A 19204-nucleotide genomic window follows, 5' to 3' on the forward strand; every position below is an offset into this window, starting at 1 on the left:
GTGCAACACCATGGCTAAGTCGATATTTGTCTGTCAGGCCTGTGGTGCCGAACATCGTAAGTGGATTGGTCAGTGTCCCGACTGTGGTGACTGGAACAGCATCAGTGAGCAGGTGCTCGAAGCGACCAGCCAGCGCATCGGAAGCAAAGGCAAAGCGCTGGCCACCTCCCCTATTACCGAGATCAACAGTCAATCTTCACCACGCCGCTCTTCCCAAATTCAGGAGCTGGATCGGGTACTTGGTGGCGGCATCGTACCCGGCTCTGCCGTTCTGATTGGCGGCAATCCCGGCATCGGCAAATCAACCCTGCTGCTGCAGGCTGCAGCCAGGCTGGCTGCCAACAGTAGTAAACCGGTTCTCTATATTACCGGCGAGGAGTCGATTCAGCAGGTTCACCTGCGCGGTGAACGCATCGATGCAATTCACAAAAACCTGCTACTGGTCTCGGCATGTGAGCTGGAGTCGATGCTCGCTACGATTGATCAGATTAAACCGGAAACGGTGGTCGTGGACTCGATTCAAACCACCGTCAGCAACCGCCTGACCAGTGCGCCGGGAACGGTGTCGCAGGTACGCGATTGTGCTGCTGCACTAATCCAAAATGCCAAACGCATCGGTCACGCCCTGATTCTGGTTGGTCATGTCACCAAGGATGGTGCGCTGGCAGGTCCGCGTGTATTAGAACATATGGTGGATGCGGTCATCTATTTCGAAGGTGATCACGGTCATGCCCACCGCATCTTGCGCGCCGTGAAAAACCGCTTCGGTCCGGCCGGTGAGATCGGCGTTTTCGAGATGACCGATCGCGGCCTGATCGGAATCCGCGACGCCTCCCGTCTGTTTCTGGCTGAGCGCAGTGCCGATACACCGGGCTCTGTCGTACTGGCCTGTATGGAGGGAACGCGCCCGCTGCTGGTGGAGGTGCAGGCGCTGGTCGCCCCTACCGTCTATGCTACCCCGAAACGTTCGGCTGTCGGCCTTGATACAGGCCGTGTGGCCATGCTTACAGCTGTACTGGAGCGTCGAATAGGGCTGCCGCTCTCCCAGTATGATGTCTATATCAATATAGCCGGTGGCGCGCGCATTGCCGAGCCGGCTGCTGATCTGGCGGTCATGCTGGCGATGGTCTCAGCCTTTCAGGAGAGAGCCGTTGCTGCTGATGTGGCACTGTTTGGCGAAGTCGGTCTTACCGGTGAGGTACGACCGGTTGGACAGCCTGAATCACGCGTCAAAGAGGCGGTGAATCTGGGCTTTACCCATCTGGTACTGCCGAGAGAGAATCACCAGAGGGTGCAGAAGGCAAATATCATTGCTAACATACGCGACGAAAGTGCTTCACCACTGCATTTGACAGCTGTTAAACACCTGTCCGATGCCGTGCAGAAGTTATTGACCTGAAAGGATTCAGGTGCGGATTAACAGAGGCCAACATTGAATTTTGTTGATTATATTCTGATTGCAATCGTCGGACTCTCGATGGTCCTGTCGCTCTGGCGCGGTTTTGTGCGCGAAGTGATCTCCCTGATCGGACTGGTGCTGGCATTTCTGGCAGCCAGCCGCCTCTCCGGCACTACCGGTGACTTCCTCGGTCAGTGGATCGGCAATGCCACCGTCGCCGATATCGCAGGTTTCGCACTTATTTTTATCATTGTCATGATCGTCGTCGGTCTGATCGGCGCGGTTATCCGCAAGCTGGTTGATATGGCTGCCCTGACGGCAACCGACCGCACACTGGGCATCTTCTTCGGTGCAGCCCGTGGTATGCTGCTGATTGCACTGGCCTTTCTTGTCTACACCTCCTACGCCAAACCGGAATCACCCTGGTTGAAAAACAGCATGCTCACCCCCTATGCGATTGAGCTTGGTGATATGCTCGGCGGTGTGATCCCTGAAGGTTACCCATTCTCCAGACAGGGCTCTGCAAAGAAACCCAGCCCGCAAAACAGCAGTGCCCGCATGAAAGATCTGATTCCTGTGAAAGATAAACAGGCACTGAAAGCTATTCTTGAAAACAGTACAAAATGAGGCAGCAATGAGCGTTGAACGCGATAAGAACGATCATTTTCACGACGAATGCGGTGTATTTGGCGTATTCGATCACCCGGAAGCGGCCAACCTGACCTACCTGGGTCTCTATGCGCAGCAGCATCGTGGTCAGGAGTCTGCCGGTATCGTCTGCACCGATGGCCACAGCTTTCACAGCCATCGCGGCATGGGGCTTGTCGCTGATATCTTCCATAAATCCGAGATCAAGGAGCTCACCGGCAGGCACGGCATCGGCCATGTGCGTTACTCCACATCCGGTGATTCAGGACTACGCAACTGTCAGCCCTTCTCTTTTGAATACGCCCATGGCGGTATCGCCATGTGCCATAACGGCAACATCGTTAATGCGCCGGAGCTGCGTAAACAGCTTGAGGAGCAGGGTTCAATCTTTCAGTCCACATCCGATACTGAGGTGCTGATTCATCTGGTTGCGCGCAGTAAAGCAGCAACCATGCCTGAGCGCCTCTCCGAAGCTGTCAGGCAGCTGGCCGGTGGTTTCTCGCTGCTTGTGCTGGTCGAGAAGCGTCTGGTTGGCGTACGCGACCGTGATGGCATCCGTCCGCTGGTGCTCGGCAAGCTCGATGATTCATGGATACTGGCTTCTGAGACCTGCGCCTTTGATCTGATCGGCGCCAAATATGTGCGCGATGTTGAACCGGGTGAGATGGTCGTCATCGAAGAGAATAGCCTGACCAGCTACAAACCACTGGGTAACGACTGCAAACCCCACTTCTGTGTCTTCGAATATGTCTATTTCGCACGCCCTGACTCCACGCTGGAGGGGGTTAATGTCTACAAGGCGCGCTATCAGATTGGCGTGGAGCTGGCCAAAGAGTCACCGGCCGAGGCCGATCTGGTGATACCTGTGCCCGACTCCGGCGTGCCACCGGCGATGGGTTTTGCGGAAGCCTCCGGCATTCCGTTCCAGATGGGACTGATCCGTAACCACTATGTGGGACGCACCTTTATTGAGCCGAAACAGTCGATCCGTAACTTCGGCGTCAAACTGAAACTCAACCCCAACCGTGAACTGATCAGGGGCAAACGCGTGGTACTGGTGGATGACTCCATTGTACGCGGCACCACCAGCCGCAAAATCGTTGAGATGGTTCGTGCTGCCGGCGCAGCCGAAATCCACATGCGCATATCAAGTCCGCCAACCAAACACTCCTGCTTCTACGGTGTGGATACACCCGATGCTGATGAGTTGATGGCCAACAAGATGGATCTGGAAGAGATGCGCAAAGCGATCGGTGCCGACTCGCTCGCTTTTGTCAGCTTTGATGGCATGTACCGTGCAGTTGGCAAGCCAAGAGAGAGTCATTGCGACGCCTGTTTCTCCGGTGTTTACCCCGTCGCCATTGAAGGGCCGCGTTCGCCACAGCTCTCACTACTGAAGATCCTTAACAAAAAACAATGAGCCAGCGGCCGACGGTCGTTCTGATTCACGGCCTGTTTGGTTTCAGAAAACTGTTTTGGCTTGAATATTTCAAAAACGTCCGCCAGCTCTATGAGAGCATGGGATTAAGGGTTATTGTACCCGGCCTGCCGTGGGCAGGCTCCCTTGAAATGCGTGCTTACGCCCTTGCCCGGCAACTTGAGCATGAACCCGGACCTCTGCATCTGCTTGGCCACTCCATGGGCGGCCTTGATGCCCGCTACTGGATCAATCATCTCGGCGGCGCAACAAAGGTGGCAAGCCTGACCACACTGGTCACTCCGCACCGTGGCTCACCTGCTGCAGATCTGATCTGCAGCTCCTTCTCCCCGTTCCGCCTATTTGCCGGCGTTCGCTCCCTGACCACTGACAACATCAACCGCTTCAACGCCCGAACACCTGATCTGCCGCACATCATCTGCCGCAGCTATAGCGCAGCTCGCCCACTGCATGAGCTACCCTGGATTGTGCGTCGTTATGGCCGCTTTATTCAGCAGATCGAGGGGGATAATGACGCTCAGGTGTCAGTAAATTCGGCAACATGGGGGGAACACATCGCCACCCTTCCCTGTGACCACTATGAGACGATCTTTCTTAATCTCTGGTTTAACCCCTTCAAGAGCAGAAATAAATTCGACCCTATGCCTGTCTACCGCCAAACCGCAGAGTGGGTTCTGGCACAGTAGTGCCAGGCAGTAATAATCTATAAGAGAATACCTATAAGAGAATACCCTTATGCCAGTGAATGACGAAATCAGCTGCTGTTGCTACTCTTCTGAGACTACGGGTTTTGGCTCAACGAACAGACCTTCATAGGCCCAACCCTCTCTGCCGTCATGCAAACGGATCTGGTGCCAGCCCCACTTTGTATCAAGCTTGGTGACCACATCCCCCTTGTTGACCGTGAACAGGACATCCCCTTTTGCGCTCGGCTTACTTCTGACGTTACCGACATAGTTCATCACGGTTAGCGTCTCGCCACCCTCTGCTGTGGGTGAAACAACTGCAGGATCAGGGGAAACGATCTTTTCCGCGACCGCTGTTTCAGCAACCAGGGTTTCAGTAACCGCAACTTTAACGACCTCTCTTTCCACAACAGGTGAAACGGTAGAGTTCTGCATAACAGGAAGCACTTCAGCCGCAGGCCAGGTGATCCAGAGAAGCAGCGCGGCAAGCGCCACACCGATCAGACCCTGCCTGAGTATGTAGGATTTAGAGCTCTGATCTGCATGCTCCTTCACATTGAGTTCGCGGATCCTGTAGACCCCGAACTCCTCCTCAATCGAGCGTATCACTTCAGCAGCCTTCTCTTCGCCGATACTCTCCTCAAGATATAACACCTCTGAAGCAGGCAGCAGCTCTTCCACAAGCAATTCTCCACTTAGTGCCTCAGGCGCTCTGTGCAGATCATCAGCAAGATTTTGCTGCTGCTCTTTGGCAAAGGCCTCCACCCGTTCATGCAAGCGGTGCATAAAGTGATCCAGTCGGTACTGCAGCTCTACATCACCGTCTCGCCCCGAGAGGAGCTCCTTCTCACTGGAGATAAAATCATCAAGATGCGCCTTTAGCCGTTTTTTTCTATCCGCATCGTTATGCAAGTGATGCGATCCATCCATTGTTACACTACTCATGCCGGTCACCTCGCTGCGGTGTTTAAGGAAACGCTTATTTTTCAGCGTACCCATAAGCTGAGAGATTAGGCGGCCGACCCTATTGAAGCTGTGACCTGCAGCATATTAGATAGACCTCTTTATTTAATGATTTTTCCGATTCTGCTTCAGATATCGGGGTGACCATGTATAACTGTCACTGTTTATATCAATCCAATAGAGATCACCGGAGTAGCGCCAGCCATCGAGTACGATACCCGATGAAAACGGTGCCCCTTTGAAGGTGACTACCACCGATGAGTGTTCGCGAAGATCGCTGTTACGATGAGCCACGGCAGAGTGAAAATCGAAATACTCGGATTTCAGACTCTGCATCTTTTGTAGCAGATCATCAGTCCAGTGAAAGCAGAGGCCACGCTGCCTGATACCAAGATTGACCAGCAGGTTATGCTGACGTGGAGAGCCGGTTATCCTGTAAATTTTGGCCAGCTCGCTGCTATATTCAATAGCTGTCTCTGCGACCAGAGCGGCAGCGTCAGGGTTGATCGAGCTGTGCAGCTGCAGAAGGTCGTGACTTAGCAGCTCAACCTTCTGCTCTATCCGGTCACTGCTCAGCGGCTGAGGCGCCGCACACCCTGAGATGATAAGAAACAGCAGTGGTAACACTGATGCAAACACTCTGGTCAACCTGCCAATCCTCCCCCTGCTTAACAATCGCGATGCGCCACACTAGCAGAATTCCCAGACAAGCTTACAGGTGGAGTCGAACCCATATTATGGCTATGCTTCGCAGCGATTTGAATTTGAAACCGGATAATCCCGCAGATGCTGTTTTTTCATGCTGTGATTATCTTTTTTATATCACGCACTGGAAAAGTCCCATCTGCGTTGATGAGAGGCAAGAGAATGGAAATTGATGTAAGAAAAGTGGCGATGCTCTCACGCATCCGCCTGACCGATGATGAGGCTGCAGAACTTGGCCCTCAACTCTCCAGTATCCTTGGTTATGTTGAACAGCTGGGCAAGGTAGACACCGATGGTGTCCCGCCCACTGCTCACCCGCATGATGCCGCCATGCCACTACGCGCCAATGTTGTGACCAATGGCAACCGTCGCGAAGAGCTGCAGGCTCCTGCCCCCAAAACAGAATCAGGCCTCTACGTTGTGCCGAAGGTGATCGAATAAACCATGCCATTTTCTTCATTATCAGAGATTCAGAACCGCTTAAGCAGCGGAGAAACCACAGCCGTTGAGGTTGCCCGGCTCTACCTTGATCGCATTGCCAGCTTTAACGATGAACTTAATGCCTTTGTGCATATCGATCCGGCCCATGTACTGGCTCAGGCTCAAGCATCGGACAAATACCGCAGCGAACATGACGCACGCCCGCTGGAAGGACTGCCTATTGCCGTCAAAGACATCTTCTGCACGCAGGATGGGCCTACCCAGTGCTGCTCCAATATTCTTAAAGATTTCCATGCCCCTTATGACGCAGAGGTGATCACCAAATTGAAAGAGGCCGGTGCTGTACTGGTGGGTAAAACCAACATGGATGAGTTCGCCATGGGTTCATCGACTGAAACCTCAGCCTTTGGTGTCTGTCGTAATCCCTGGGATACCGAGCGCATCCCCGGTGGCTCATCCGGTGGCTCCGCCGCTGCTGTTGCCGCAGCCCTTACACCTGCAGCGCTCGGCACCGATACCGGTGGTTCTATTCGCCAGCCTGCAGCGGTAACCGGTATTACCGGCCTGAAACCGACCTATGGTCGCGTATCGCGCCGCGGCATTATCGCTTTTGCCTCATCCCTTGATCAGGCAGGCCCGATGACTCGCACAGTCAAAGACTGCGCCATGATCACTGGCGCCATTGTAGGCCATGACCCTCGCGATGCCACATCTGTTGCCGATGCACCTGCCATCGACTGGCTTGCTGCCTGCGAATCACGCGATATGAAAGGGCTGAAAATCGGCAAGCCAAAAGAGTACTTTGTCGACGGTATGGATGCAGAGGTTCGCGCATCTGTTGAAGCGGCACTGAAGAAGTGTGAAGAGCTGGGCGCTGAGATCATCGATATCAGCCTGCCCAATACCGAACATGCTGTTGCCGCCTATTATGTGATTGCCCCCTCTGAGGCATCAGCCAACCTGTCGCGCTACGATGGCGTACGTTTCGGCCATCGCTGTGACAACCCGGAAGATCTTCTCGACATGTACACCCGCTCACGTGATGAAGGTTTCGGTTCAGAGGTCAAACGCCGTATTCTCACCGGTGCCTTTGCTCTCTCCTCCGGTTATTACGACGCCTATTACCTCAAGGCACAGCAGGTGCGCACACTCGTCCAGCAGGATTTCACTGCTGCCTTTGAACAGGTTGATGTGATTGCCACCCCAACCTCGCCGATCACCGCCTTCAAACTCGGTGAGAAAACAGATGATCCCCTGACCATGTATCTCTCGGATATCTTTACCATCGCGGTGAATCTGGCCGGTCTGCCCGGTCTCTCGCAGCCATGTGGTTTTGCCAACAACCTGCCGGTTGGCCTGCAGTGGATTGGCCCTGCCTGGCGTGAAGACAGCGTGCTTTCTGCAGCAGCAGCTTATGAGGCTGCGACAGAGTGGACAACCCGATCGCCTGCAGCATTTGGAGGTGAGTCATGAGTTGGGAAGTAGTTATCGGACTGGAAGTACACTGCCAGATTAACACCGACACCAAAGCCTTCTGCGGCTGCTCCACCGAGTTCGGTGCAGAGCCCAACACCCAGACCTGCCCGGTCTGCCTCGGTATGCCCGGCCAGCTGCCCGTTCTCAATACCGTTGCCGTTGATAAAACCATTCTCACCGGCCTGGCCATTAATGCCCACATCAATCTGGAATCGAAGTTCGATCGCAAGAACTACTTCTATCCGGATCTGCCCAAGGGCTATCAGATCTCCCAGTTTGCCGTGCCGCTGGTTGTCGGTGGTTATATCGATATCCCGACCAAGGACGGCGGTGAAAAACGCCTCGGCATCACCCGCATTCACATGGAAGAGGATGCCGGAAAATCGATGCATGAGGGGCTGGATGCGGTATCACATATCGACCTGAACCGCTCCGGTGTGCCATTGATGGAGATCGTTTCCGAACCGGATATGCGCTCTGCCGATGAGGCTATCGCCTACCTGAAGCAGCTGCACCAGCTGATCCGCTTCCTCGGTGTGTCCGGTGCTGACATGGAGAAGGGGCAGTTCCGTTGTGATGCCAACATCTCGGTTCGTCGTCCGGGTGAACCGTTCGGAACCCGCACAGAGATGAAGAACATGAACTCGTTCCGCTTTATCAAGCAGGCGATTGAGTTTGAAGTACTGCGCCAGATCGAGATCATCGAGGATGGTGGTGAAGTGGTTCAGGAGTCACGCCTGTGGGATTCAGTTAAATGTGAATCACGCTCGATGCGTAGCAAAGAGGAGGCGCACGACTACCGCTACTTCCCTGAACCTGATCTGCCACCACTGCGTGTATCTCAGCAGGAGGTTGATGCCATCAAAGCCGGTATGCCTGAGCTGCCGGGCCAGCTACGCAAACGTTTTGAAACCGAATATGGTCTCTCCTCTTACGATGCCGATGTGCTGACCCAGACGCTTGAGTCAGCGGCATGGTATGAATCACTGGTTGCAGCACATCCGGCTGACCCCAAACGCTGTGCCAACTGGATGGCCAATGAACTTCTCGGCAGACTTAATGATGCAGGCAAAGATCTATCCGAATCACCTGTTTCAGCGGCCCGACTGGCAGAGTTACTCAACCGTATTGGTGATAACACCATCTCGGGCAAAGCAGCCAAAGATGTGTTCGATGCCATGATGGAATCAACAGATAGCGTCGATGCCATCATTGAGGCCAAGGGGCTGAAACAGGTCAGTGACTCTGGCGCGATTGACGCGATCATCCTTGAGGTGATGGCTGCCAACCCGGCTCAGGTAGAGGGTTATCGTGGCGGTAAAGATAAGCTGATGGGCTTCTTTGTCGGCCAGGTGATGAAAGCATCTCGCGGCACAGCCAATCCCGGCATGGTCAACCAGCGCCTGCTGGAACTGCTCAAGGGTTGAGTCTTAAATGAGCATGAAAGTGCGTCGGCTGGCTGTTGCTGGCGCACTTCTGCTTGCCCTTGTGGTAACACTGCTGGTCAGGCTTGATATCAAAAGCCTGAACAGCCATGTACTGCAGGAGCTGCAGGGTTTCACACAGGTCGGACTGGAGGCGAAAGAGAGTTCCTTCTCATTCATGCACGGTATCGGCCTGCGCCTGGATGGAGTGACGTTGAAACAGCAGCACTACCGGGTAGATGCCGGCCATATGGATGTCGGCATCAGGCTGCTGCCGCTTCTGCTCGGTAAGCTGGAGATCAACAACCTCGACATCCACGATGCCATTATCAAAGTGCGTCCGGAAGCAGTTGCCCCCACCTCCTCTGCCATCTCATCACTGCCTGTAGAACGGATTCAGCTTATCCGCTGCAAAATTCAGACCTTCGAAGGTGCCGACCTGCTCAACAACCTTCATCTGGATCTGCGTAATATCGGCAGCAATCGTGAAACACTGTGGGAGCTGAAGGCCCAACAGCAGGATCACTCACTCAGTGGCCATGGTCGTCTTAATTTTTACAACGGTGAGGTTTCAGCCGGCTTTGGTAAGTTCAAACTTGATCGCGTGCCTCTGGCCCGCCTTCGAGCAGTTACCCCTGCTTCAATATTTGCATGGTTTGAAGCGTCAGAGGGAAGTATCAGTGGCTCGCTGACACTGGATATCACCCACAACCAGACATGGGCTGTATTCGGTGAACTGAGCCTGAAGGGTGACGGTGATGAGCCGCCTCTAAGGCTGCGCGGCAAGCTGGAGCATCCCCAGACAGGCCTGCTCACATGGCACGACAGCTTTATCCATTTTGATAACAACTCGGTCATCGCCATTGATGGCGAATGCAGAAACCAGCAGTGTGAAACAGGGCTTGATGCCATCAACATTGATCTGAAAACGTGGCTGCCGTTACTTCCTGAAACAGTATCATTTCATAAGCAGATCAGTGGTGTAACAGACCTTAATGCACACATTCTATGGAGTGATAAGAGCTGGGAAAGTAGTGCCGCATTCAAACTCAAACATGGTTCTTACCGCTATCGTGAGAGAGAATATCCTCTGCCTGCGCTAGATATACAGAGTGAAGAGCTGCGCGGCGACAAGAAGAGCTGGTTTGCCAAAGCCATTCTTACCTCGCCTGATGCAACAGGCGAGATGGCCATCACCAGCAGCCAGAAACGCTCCGGCAGTAAGGATATGCAGATCATAGCCTCTCAGGTGGATGCGCCGCTCTGGCAGCCACTGGCCAACCTGCTGCTCAGTTCGCTGCAGATCGATCCGAAGCTGGACGGTGACGGCAGTTTGACCGGAGTGATTCAGCTGCAGCAGCATAAAAAAGGTAAAACCCTCAAACTCGATCTTGATGGCAAAAAAGCGGCCATCTCCTATGCCGGGCTGTTCAAAAAGCCGGAATCCATTATCGCCAGCGGTAAAGCCAAAATAAGCTGGACTAACGGCGATAACATGCCAACTGCTATCGCATTGGAGGGGTGTCAGCTGGATAACTCGACACTGGTTAAAGCGTCGTGGAAAGGTAGTGACAAGCAGCAACAGATCGACATAAAGGAGCTCAGCCTGCATTTTGATCAACTCCAGCATCATGGCGTACTGCTTCCTTATGATTTGCGTGAGTTGCGCGGGCTGATCGAGGGAAGTGGCGCAAGCAAATGGGACAGCTCGAGTACAAATACTGCAAACTGGGCCGACCAGATGAGTGGCACTTGGCGTCTGCAGAACTTTGGGGATACCACATGGCACAGCAACGGCACCATCACTGCAAAACATGGTCTTTTCGAATCGCCAAGGCTCCTTGTTGAAGGAGCCTATGGCAAAGCAGAGCTCAAAGGTGGTATCAATTTTAACAAAGCCACGGGTGATGTGGATATGCTTGCCGCAACTTTAATATCTGAAGGCTACCCTGCTCTACCTGAGGCTCTGAGCGGATTGAATATCCGAGGCCGCATCCATCAGGCCCAACTCACACTGCTGGGTAATCAACTGCAGGGCGTTCACGGCTACTACCGCATCAACAGAGGCCAGTTAAGCCTTGAGAACATTCAGGTCTCAGTCGCAGATGGTCAGCTTATCTCAAAAAAACTGACGATCACCCCCGAAGCGGGAAGTTATGGCATAGCTGGCAAAGTGCGCCTGAAAAACATGCAACTGCAGCAGATCAACGGTTTAAGTTCACTTCTGCAGTCAGAGTTGAAAGGTAAGCTGCATGCCAATATTGAATTGCAGGGTAAAATCCCCCATCTCAATCAAGAGAGCTGGAACCTGAGTAATGGCGATATTCTGATCTATAGTGGCGAGTCGATCAGGCAGGGTGAAGCCAGATCGCTATCAGAACATCTTGGTATCAAAGATACTGCGTTGATCTCGTATGGCTTTCGTGAACTGAGTTTTCGTTTTCGCATCCGTGAGGAGCAGAGTGATATCAGTCAGATCAGGCTGAATCTGGGAGGGTCACTGTTTCAGGGCAAAGCAGAGATCTCCACTGATGGTGCCATACAGGGTACGCTACAGAGCAAAGACCTGAGCCAGCTCTACTCCATCACTGGTGAGTGGCCCGTCCCCTCCTGGCAACTTCTGCAATAATACAAAAGCCGCTTGAGCATTCACATTTCTATGGCATCATTAAGGGATGAATCGACTATCTATCCGCGTCCAACAGGTTAAACCATCCGCCACTCTGGCGATTACTGCAAAAGCTGCTGAAATGAGAGCTGCCGGAAAAAGTGTTATCTCACTCTCCGTCGGTGAACCCGATTTTGAAACGCCTAAAGCTGCTCGTGATGCGGGCATTGCGGCGATCAATGACGGCTTCACCCGCTACACTGCAGTAGCTGGCATACCGGAGCTGCGCAAAGCGATTGCTGAAAAGTTTAAGCGGGATAACGACCTCGACTACTCCCCTGATGAGATCCTTGTCTCAACCGGTGGCAAGCAGTGCATCTTCAACCTGTTGATGGCGGTGATGAATCCGGGTGAACGGGCGATTATTCCGGCTCCGTACTGGGTCTCCTATCCGGATATGGTCAAACTGACCGAGGGAACACCGGTGATTGTCAACACCAGCGCAGAGAGTGGTTTCAAAATCACTGCAGAGCAGCTGGAAGAGGTGCTCTGCCACCACTGTAAAGTGCTCTTCCTCAACTCCCCCTCCAATCCCACCGGCATGGCATATACAGCTGATGAGCTGGCCGCTATCGGTGAGGTGGTACGCAAGCATCCTGACCTGCTCGTCGCCACGGATGATATGTATGAGAAAATTCTTTTCGATGGCAAAACCTTCGCCACCTTTGCACAGGTCAATCCCGATCTGAAAGAGCAGACGATTACCCTTAACGGCGTATCCAAAGCCTACTGCATGACCGGCTGGCGTATCGGCTTCTGTGCCGGCCCTCTCACCATCATCAAGGCGATGGGCAAGATTCAGGGGCAGAGCACCTCCAACCCCAACTCTATTGCCCAGAAGGCTGCTCTGGCGGCGCTGACAGGGCCTACCGATGAGCTCGATGAGATGGTTCGCACCTATGAGGTTCGCCGCAACTGGCTTGTCGAGGCGCTTAACGCCATTCCCGGCATGCAGGCCATCGTTCCCGATGGTGCTTTCTACGTCTTCCCGTCAATCGCTGGCTGGATCGGTAAAACAACGCCCTCGGGCATGACACTAAGCGATGATGTCGTAACCTGTGAATGGCTGCTTGAAGAGGCTGGTGTTGCACTGGTACCCGGAACCGAGTTCGGCTCTCCCGGCCACCTTCGCTTCTCCTATGCGGTCAGTCAGGATACGCTGGAAGATGCGGTAGATCGCATCGCAAAAGCTGCTGCCTCACTTAAATAACACGCTTCTTCTATACATAAAAAAGGGGCGCTAATAGCGCCCCTTTTTTATCTTCAAACCTTGATGCGGCAGTGTGTTAGCACCACCGCATCCGAATCGAGACTACCTGCCTGAGTGTGCGTAGTGCTCCACTCTTCTGTTGTTCGCCTGAATCAGACGATTTCTGTATTGGTTCGAATCGTTAGCTCGAGCCTGTGGAGGCTGAAGATGCCTGCTATGGTCACGATGATGCTCGCGGTACTCGTGACGTTCATGTGCCTGCTTCTGGTAGCGATGGTGACCGCGATCATGCCGCACATAACGCCCCCTGTATTCAGATCGATGGGCGTGTCTGTCACCGTAGTAGGGCTTGCGCGGCTGTACATGAACGGGCCTTTGGCTTGTATAGTGGACGGGAGCAGAACGTGCATCAGTGAGGATAGCACCGGCAATGGCACCGAACATCGCACCGATTATTGCCCCTTGAGCTGTCTCATTACTCTGTGAACCGATTACTGCTCCGGCTGTAGCTCCAACAGCTGCACCGGTGACCATACCACGCTCCTGCGGGCCGGCATAAGCTGTTGCGGATGAGAATGTTACAACTACCATAGCTATTAATATCTTTTTCATTGTCGCCTCCTTGTCATTGGCTATGGAGAAAGCATGAAGAAAATCATACGTTGGATAAAGTGGACTATGTCAACTATTCAGGGGGAATTTCGCACGTGATGAAAATCACACTGGCATTCACTAACAGCCAGTCCCCTTGTGAAGCAACCATAGTTATCTATGTACAGATGATATCGTTTTACTGATTAACCGGGGGGGTGAGCAGTTCACGAGAGAAGTTGAGGGGAGCGCGCATTACCACCTCTATTTCTCGGAAGGATCGACCTCAACTGCTGCATCCGCCTTCACCGCAACCTTTTTAGCGGTTTCTGCTGCAAGGATTTTTTTGCCGTAGTTCTCCAGGAACACGGTCAGATTGGCCACCACAAGAGAGTAGACGATGACGCCAAAGATCATCGTCATCACTGCCACCACACGACCGGCCGGAGTCTGCGGCACAATGTCACCATAACCAACGGTGGTCAGCGTAACAAAAGCCCACCAGAGACCATCCTGGAAATCTCCGAACTGTGGATTGCTACCGTGCTCTAGCGAGAAGGTGACCGTGCCGAAGATAAATACGAGTCCGAACAGTGTTGCCATCGCGGCGGGAAGGCTATCGCCTGAGAGCACCAGCAACCGCAGCAGCCGGTCTTTGTTGGCGCGAATGAGCACGCCGAGCCTGAGGGCAGGAAGCAGATGCACGATACGCAGTGCCATCAGCATACGCAGGATCGGAGATGAGAGCAGCACCACCAGCACCAGATCAAACCAGTTGGACTTCATCCAGGCTTTGCGGTTCTCGGCAATCCACCAGCGACCAAAAAACATCACCACAAAGGTGACAAGCACCGCCATAATACTCCACTCAGGGAGCTCCTTGATAAACGAAGTAGCGACCGCTGCGAGGGTAGTTACAAACAGGGATACATCGAGGATGCGCTGATAGAGAAGCCTGCGTGTCACGCTAAGCTACTTCTCCGCTACTTTAGTAACCGCCTTGTGACCCGCCTTGTGACCAAAATAGAGCGCCAGAGAGACGAGGAAGATACCGCCACCCATGTAGAGAATATTCAGTGGATCATCAAATTTCACATGCAGTACATTCTTGAAAAATGCCACGACAAGAATCATCAGGATCACTTTTCCCAAACGGTCTTTGAGGTCATCAAGACTCTCGATCTTCAGCAGCTTGCCCGCTGCAGGATTATCACGGGCACAATCGATCTTATCAATATGCAGCTCATAGACGCCAAGACCGAAGATCAGCAGCACCATCGCCAGCAGGAAATCATCCACTGCGGTAATAACATGGCTCACGACCTGAGTATGAAAATCAGGGACATCGTGCCCAAAGGCATAAACATCAATAAATTCCAGGAGCAGTCTGCCCATATCAAGGGCAGAGAGGACAAACAGCAGCGTCATGCCGATAATACAGGACCAGACCGCCAGCAGCGTCATATAACGTGAACCCCACAGAACTTTTTCAAAAAACGATTTCATAACTTCCCTCTCAGATAATTATTGCATGAATCTAATTAATTATTTCAAAATAACCAGCAGGATTGATGCCAAAAGCAGCACTCTGTCAAACAGGCCATTCCCCTGCCCCCGACCTGCGTAACTCCGGTTCACCTTCACAGATATCAATCACTGTAGTTGGAACCATGCCGCCCCAACCTGCATCCATCACGGCACAGGAGAGATGTTTCAGCCTCGGTACAAACTCATCCGGGTCATATTCAGGCTCATTTTGTCCCGGCAGTTGCAACGTTGTAGCCAGAAGCAGTTCACCGATCTCCTCCAGTAACATCTGGCAAATCAGGTTATCTGGAATACGAATTCCGACATCCCGTCGTTTACCGAAAATGCGTTTGGGCAATGATGAGTTGGCAGGCAGAATGAATGTATAGGCACCGGGCAGGCAGCGCTTAAGAATGCGATGGGCCTGATTATCCATGCGTACACAGGCTGCAGCCTGCGACAGGTCAGCACAAACTACCGACCACATATGCGTATCATCCAGCTGTCTGAGTTTTCGGATATCCGCAATCGCATCACCTGACTGAGGCAAACACAACAGTACATAGGTAGTATCGGTCGGCACGGCAACAAACAGTCCCTGTCGCAGCAGATCAGCAGCGCGCCGAATCTGGCGAATCTGGGGCCGCTCCGGATGTAACCGGAGGTGTTCAAACAGATGCATTTTCTCCTCTCCCTTCAGCCATCGGCAGGTGGCCCTCTCTCACTCACTCAATAATGATCCGGTTTAAAACCCGAATGCGCCACCCAGCCCTTTGAGCAACTTCTTCTCAGGTGATTCAGACGGCGGTGCAGCCTGATCAGCTGGCGCAGACGGGCTTGCCGGTGCATCGCCTCCACCGAGAATCTTGCCGAGCGTACCGCCCACCTTGCCCTTGTTCAGCAGTGCCGGTGCATTGTCGATAAGCGTCGATGCACTGATCTCCGGTTTCACACTCGGCGCCGCAAATGGCCCGGTGATATGCAGCGGCACAGTCAGACCGCGACGCACAGGTGATGTATCGCCCTGCCCTACCAGCGAGCCTACGACGCGCGGTTTAACATGGTAATCAAGCAGCTTCTGAACCAGATCCACCGTACCACTGCCTGTTACACGCAACAGTGGCGAAGCCATAAACAGATCCTGATTATCAGCCACGCCATCATTCACGGTAAAACTACCAGAGAGTTGTGAAAAGTCGGTCTCCCTGGCTCCGGTTTGTGCCACTGGATTGGTGAATTTGCGAATCGCACCGGCAATATCAAAGCCTTTGATCTTGCCGTCACGCATCAGCACATTACCGCGACCATTGAGCGTCTTAACACCGGCCTGTGTCAGACCTGTGGCTTTCAGACTGGTATCCATCGACAGGCTACCTTCAAGCATATCCATATCAGCCAGTGCTTTAAGCAGAGGCCCGACTTTTACATCGGTAATATGTACCGACTCCTTCCAGCTGGCCGGGAACGTGGCCGCATTCAGGCTTGCTGTTTCAGTCACTGTGCCGCCAGAGAGATTAAAGCGCAGCGGGTTAAGATTAAAAAGGCCATTGGAACCGTTGATGCTTACATTGAAGTTTTTCATCTCCATGCCACGCAGATAGAGATTGTCGGCCTGCATCTTGGCAGTCACACGCCACGGCGTAAGGAAACGCAGGTCCGGCTCTACCGGCGCCTTCTCAGCAGCGGCAGCAGAGCCACCCTCTTTTATCTGGCTGGCAGAAGCTTTTGACTCCTGTCTGGGCTGTGGCAGCCACGGATCCATATGCAGATCACGTGTGGCAATACGCAAACGGATGTCGGGAATGGCATAGACTACGGCACCAGAGATCTGCACAAGCTCCTGATCCAGCATCAGCTGCATATCGCGAATCTCAACCTGTTTAGCATCACCAGCGAGAAGCGTGCTGAACTTCACCTCTTTCCAGGGCGAGGGATGGCCGGCATAGAGCGTGTTCAGATCAGGTGCGAAGGCCGCTAACCAGCTGCGCTGAAGAGGATGTCCGTCCAGACGCAGTTGAAACGAAGGGGTCGTAGTCAGTTGTTTTACACTGCCTTTCACCTCCAGAATGTCCTTGCCATTGATGGCAAGGGCAGCTCGGCGCACCTCCAGCCGCTCGGCTTTGGCCATATCGACCTTCCAGCCGAGCTTGACATTGAGCAGTGAATTAAGAACCAGCTCACCCTCGCCCAGACGCAGACCGTCAGGGCGCTGTTCAATATTGGCTGAAAAACCAAGCGAGGCGTTATCAATAGAACCCAGCTCTGCAGGCCAGCCACTGATCAGAGATTTGAAGCCTTTCAACTCCACCCTTTCGGCTACAACCTCTCCCTGCACAGGCAGCTTTAGCGGATCAATATTATTCAGGTCACCCAATGGCCCGACGGTGGCATCCATAGCAAAGGCATTACCGGAGAGTTTGCCCGAGAGTTTTACCGCAACAGGTCGATCCAGCTGCACATCGGTCAGGGCAACATTCAATTCGGAGAGAACGATTGGTGCAGCATCACCATCCACCCAGATCAGTTCACCGCCGCTTAGAATAAGTGATTCAGCCTGCAGCGCGGCCAGTGCGACAGGCGCAGCAGATACTTCAGATGATGGTGCGCTTGCAGCGCTGCTTTCAGGCTCTACAGCTCCGGGGGCAACCAGATCTCCCCAGTTACTCTCTCCATCGGCATGACGCTCCAGATAAATTTTTGGTGTCGCTACTTCGAAATCCTTGATCTCGATGTTTTTGCTCAACAGCGGCAGCAGCGCCAGCTTCACATTCAACCTCTGCACACTGATAAAATCACGCTTGGTAAAACCTTCACGGTTGGCCAGATGCACATCATCGAGCTCCACTCCGATCCACGGGAAGAGCGATGCACTTACCTTGCCGATCGTAAGCTTGCGTCCGGTTGCATCCTCCACGCTCTGCTCAATCTGGGTTTTATAGCTATTTACATCGATAAAGAACGGCACAACAAGGAGCGTAACAATCAGCAACCCTATAACGATAAGCGAATAACGGACGGTTTTGGCAACAGCTGATGTCATATGTAAACTCCTTTGATCAAATGTGCACTCGAACTGCTTCAGCGCAGGCTAACACGGATTGTAAGAGGTATGGTGTGAAATTTATTCACCTCATGCAAGAGGTGGAAAATGATCCAGCAGGGTGACAAACTCATCCACCACAACCCTGGCCCCTGCCTGCAGCAGCTGATCGCGATCGCCGACACCAAAGGATACGCCGATACAAGGCACCCCCGCCGCCACTGCCATCTGCACATCAAACAGCGCATCACCGACTACAACCGTTCTCACTGCTCCCACACCCATCTCGACCATACACTCATTAACCATCGCCGGGTGCGGCTTGGAGTGGGTGCAATCGGCTGTGCGCAGTACATAGAAGTGATCAGCCAGTGCAAAGGTATCAAGCACCCGATGCAGGCCAGACAACGATTTTCCGGTTACTACACCCAGCCAGTAACCTCGCTGGCGCAGCTCCGCCAGCACCTCATGCACATTAGCGTAGAGAGTGATATGCTGCTCAGCAGTGCGATAACTCTCACGGTAAGCCTGCATAATAGCCTCAAACAGGACACTCTGCTGATCAAGTTCAGGAACAAGCCTGCGCACCGCCTCATGCAGGGAGAGTCCGATCACGGCATTGACCGCATCCGCATCAGGTTGCTGCAGGCCATTTTGGAGAAATGCCTGTTGCATCGCTTCTACAATAGCACCGTGCGAATCGGTCAGTGTGCCGTCGCAATCAAATAGAATCAGTGAAGGTTGGGAGTTAATGGTAGTTATCCTTGCCAGCAATTAATGCACTGCTATGGGCTGCAATCTGTCGCAATTTTATAGCCCGCAAGCATCCGGTCAACCAGACACAGCCGACATGCTTTTAGATGGTTGACAGCACAAGTTCCGCCCCTATAGTTCGGCCTCCCTAACGCGGGGTGGAGCAGTGGTAGCTCGTCGGGCTCATAACCCGAAGGTCGTCGGTTCAAATCCGGCCCCCGCAACCAAACATAAG

General features: G+C 53.2%; 17 protein-coding genes and 1 tRNA gene. 10 read left to right on the plus strand and 8 right to left on the minus strand.

Going from position 1 to position 19204, the window contains the following annotated elements; genetic code table 11:
* Positions 1 to 10: 10 nt before the first annotated feature.
* Genes radA through F3F93_RS05290 form a run of 4 tightly spaced genes read left to right on the plus strand, consistent with a single transcriptional unit; the run spans position 11 to position 4171 of the window.
* Positions 11 to 1399, plus strand: coding sequence for a DNA repair protein RadA (radA, locus tag F3F93_RS05275; protein WP_176958120.1), 1389 nt, complete (start codon positions 11 to 13; stop codon positions 1397 to 1399).
* A gap of 33 nt (positions 1400 to 1432) precedes the next feature.
* The gene (locus tag F3F93_RS05280; protein ID WP_176958121.1) at positions 1433 to 2026 is read left to right on the plus strand and encodes a CvpA family protein; all 594 of its coding nucleotides are present in this window, start codon (positions 1433 to 1435) and stop codon (positions 2024 to 2026) included.
* A 7-nt stretch (positions 2027 to 2033) separates the two neighbouring features.
* A complete protein-coding gene (gene purF, locus F3F93_RS05285; protein ID WP_176958122.1) occupies positions 2034 to 3467 on the plus strand; it encodes an amidophosphoribosyltransferase in 1434 nt (477 codons plus the stop codon).
* Positions 3464 to 4171, plus strand: coding sequence for an alpha/beta fold hydrolase (locus tag F3F93_RS05290; RefSeq protein WP_176958123.1), 708 nt, complete (start codon positions 3464 to 3466; stop codon positions 4169 to 4171). The genes purF and F3F93_RS05290 overlap by 4 nt, the downstream gene beginning before the upstream one ends.
* An 81-nt stretch (positions 4172 to 4252) precedes the next feature.
* On the opposite strand, the gene F3F93_RS05295 is transcribed toward F3F93_RS05290, so the two are convergent.
* Together F3F93_RS05295 and F3F93_RS05300 are read right to left on the minus strand one after the other, a co-directional pair.
* Positions 4253 to 5116, minus strand: coding sequence for an SH3 domain-containing protein (locus tag F3F93_RS05295; RefSeq protein WP_176958124.1), 864 nt, complete (start codon positions 5114 to 5116; stop codon positions 4253 to 4255).
* Positions 5117 to 5239: 123 nt separating this feature from the next.
* Entirely contained in the window at positions 5240 to 5782 is a 543-nt protein-coding gene (locus F3F93_RS05300) for a hypothetical protein (RefSeq protein ID WP_176958125.1), read from the minus strand.
* Between the two features lie 219 nt (positions 5783 to 6001).
* Between F3F93_RS05300 and gatC the strand changes: the two genes are divergently transcribed.
* The 5 genes from gatC to F3F93_RS05325 are packed head-to-tail and all read left to right on the plus strand — an operon-like array spanning position 6002 to position 13058.
* Complete coding sequence (gene gatC, locus F3F93_RS05305; RefSeq protein ID WP_176958126.1) at positions 6002 to 6280, plus strand: Asp-tRNA(Asn)/Glu-tRNA(Gln) amidotransferase subunit GatC; 279 nt, start codon at positions 6002 to 6004, stop codon at positions 6278 to 6280.
* A 3-nt stretch (positions 6281 to 6283) separates the two neighbouring features.
* Positions 6284 to 7753, plus strand: coding sequence for an Asp-tRNA(Asn)/Glu-tRNA(Gln) amidotransferase subunit GatA (gatA, locus tag F3F93_RS05310; protein WP_176958127.1), 1470 nt, complete (start codon positions 6284 to 6286; stop codon positions 7751 to 7753).
* Positions 7750 to 9183, plus strand: coding sequence for an Asp-tRNA(Asn)/Glu-tRNA(Gln) amidotransferase subunit GatB (gene gatB, locus F3F93_RS05315; protein WP_176958128.1), 1434 nt, complete (start codon positions 7750 to 7752; stop codon positions 9181 to 9183). The genes gatA and gatB overlap by 4 nt, the downstream gene beginning before the upstream one ends.
* A 7-nt stretch (positions 9184 to 9190) precedes the next feature.
* Positions 9191 to 11809: a hypothetical protein gene (locus F3F93_RS05320; RefSeq protein ID WP_176958129.1), complete on the plus strand. Its 2619-nt coding sequence runs from the start codon at positions 9191 to 9193 to the stop codon at positions 11807 to 11809.
* A gap of 46 nt (positions 11810 to 11855) precedes the next feature.
* A complete protein-coding gene (locus F3F93_RS05325; protein ID WP_176958130.1) occupies positions 11856 to 13058 on the plus strand; it encodes a pyridoxal phosphate-dependent aminotransferase in 1203 nt (400 codons plus the stop codon).
* Positions 13059 to 13160: 102 nt separating this feature from the next.
* On the opposite strand, the gene F3F93_RS05330 is transcribed toward F3F93_RS05325, so the two are convergent.
* The 6 genes from F3F93_RS05330 to F3F93_RS05355 all read right to left on the minus strand — a co-directional run bounded on the left by F3F93_RS05330 (position 13161) and on the right by F3F93_RS05355 (position 18990).
* Complete coding sequence (locus F3F93_RS05330) at positions 13161 to 13670, minus strand: glycine zipper domain-containing protein (RefSeq protein ID WP_176958131.1); 510 nt, start codon at positions 13668 to 13670, stop codon at positions 13161 to 13163.
* A gap of 243 nt (positions 13671 to 13913) precedes the next feature.
* Complete coding sequence (locus F3F93_RS05335; protein WP_176958132.1) at positions 13914 to 14615, minus strand: ion channel; 702 nt, start codon at positions 14613 to 14615, stop codon at positions 13914 to 13916.
* A gap of 6 nt (positions 14616 to 14621) precedes the next feature.
* A complete protein-coding gene (locus F3F93_RS05340) occupies positions 14622 to 15155 on the minus strand; it encodes a YqhA family protein (RefSeq protein WP_176958133.1) in 534 nt (177 codons plus the stop codon).
* Positions 15156 to 15240: 85 nt separating this feature from the next.
* Complete coding sequence (locus F3F93_RS05345; protein ID WP_176958134.1) at positions 15241 to 15858, minus strand: L-threonylcarbamoyladenylate synthase; 618 nt, start codon at positions 15856 to 15858, stop codon at positions 15241 to 15243.
* Positions 15859 to 15921: 63 nt separating this feature from the next.
* Complete coding sequence (locus F3F93_RS05350) at positions 15922 to 18216, minus strand: AsmA family protein (protein WP_176958135.1); 2295 nt, start codon at positions 18214 to 18216, stop codon at positions 15922 to 15924.
* A 90-nt stretch (positions 18217 to 18306) separates the two neighbouring features.
* Positions 18307 to 18990, minus strand: coding sequence for an HAD-IIIA family hydrolase (locus F3F93_RS05355; RefSeq protein ID WP_241696995.1), 684 nt, complete (start codon positions 18988 to 18990; stop codon positions 18307 to 18309).
* Between the two features lie 131 nt (positions 18991 to 19121).
* On the opposite strand from F3F93_RS05355, the gene F3F93_RS05360 reads away from it, so the two are divergent.
* Positions 19122 to 19196: transfer RNA gene (locus tag F3F93_RS05360), tRNA-Met, on the plus strand.
* The last annotated feature ends 8 nt before the right edge of the window (positions 19197 to 19204 follow it).

The sequence above is a fragment of the Mariprofundus sp. KV genome, from assembly GCF_013387475.1.
Classification (GTDB): Bacteria; Pseudomonadota; Zetaproteobacteria; order Mariprofundales; family Mariprofundaceae; genus Mariprofundus.

Bases quoted from the DNA above. Each gene is read 5' to 3' on its own strand.
- radA (WP_176958120.1), top strand. From the start codon at position 11: ATGGCTAAGTCGATATTTGTCTGTCAGGCCTGTGGTGCCGAACATCGT.
- F3F93_RS05320 (WP_176958129.1), top strand. From the start codon at position 9,191: ATGAGCATGAAAGTGCGTCGGCTGGCTGTTGCTGGCGCACTTCTGCTT.
- F3F93_RS05330 (WP_176958131.1), bottom strand. From the start codon at position 13,670: ATGAAAAAGATATTAATAGCTATGGTAGTTGTAACATTCTCATCCGCA.
- F3F93_RS05340 (WP_176958133.1), bottom strand. From the start codon at position 15,155: ATGAAATCGTTTTTTGAAAAAGTTCTGTGGGGTTCACGTTATATGACG.
- F3F93_RS05295 (WP_176958124.1), bottom strand. From the start codon at position 5,116: ATGAGTAGTGTAACAATGGATGGATCGCATCACTTGCATAACGATGCG.
- gatB (WP_176958128.1), top strand. From the start codon at position 7,750: ATGAGTTGGGAAGTAGTTATCGGACTGGAAGTACACTGCCAGATTAAC.
- F3F93_RS05325 (WP_176958130.1), top strand. From the start codon at position 11,856: ATGAATCGACTATCTATCCGCGTCCAACAGGTTAAACCATCCGCCACT.
- F3F93_RS05290 (WP_176958123.1), top strand. From the start codon at position 3,464: ATGAGCCAGCGGCCGACGGTCGTTCTGATTCACGGCCTGTTTGGTTTC.
- F3F93_RS05345 (WP_176958134.1), bottom strand. From the start codon at position 15,858: ATGCATCTGTTTGAACACCTCCGGTTACATCCGGAGCGGCCCCAGATT.
- gatC (WP_176958126.1), top strand. From the start codon at position 6,002: ATGGAAATTGATGTAAGAAAAGTGGCGATGCTCTCACGCATCCGCCTG.
- F3F93_RS05350 (WP_176958135.1), bottom strand. From the start codon at position 18,216: ATGACATCAGCTGTTGCCAAAACCGTCCGTTATTCGCTTATCGTTATA.
- gatA (WP_176958127.1), top strand. From the start codon at position 6,284: ATGCCATTTTCTTCATTATCAGAGATTCAGAACCGCTTAAGCAGCGGA.
- purF (WP_176958122.1), top strand. From the start codon at position 2,034: ATGAGCGTTGAACGCGATAAGAACGATCATTTTCACGACGAATGCGGT.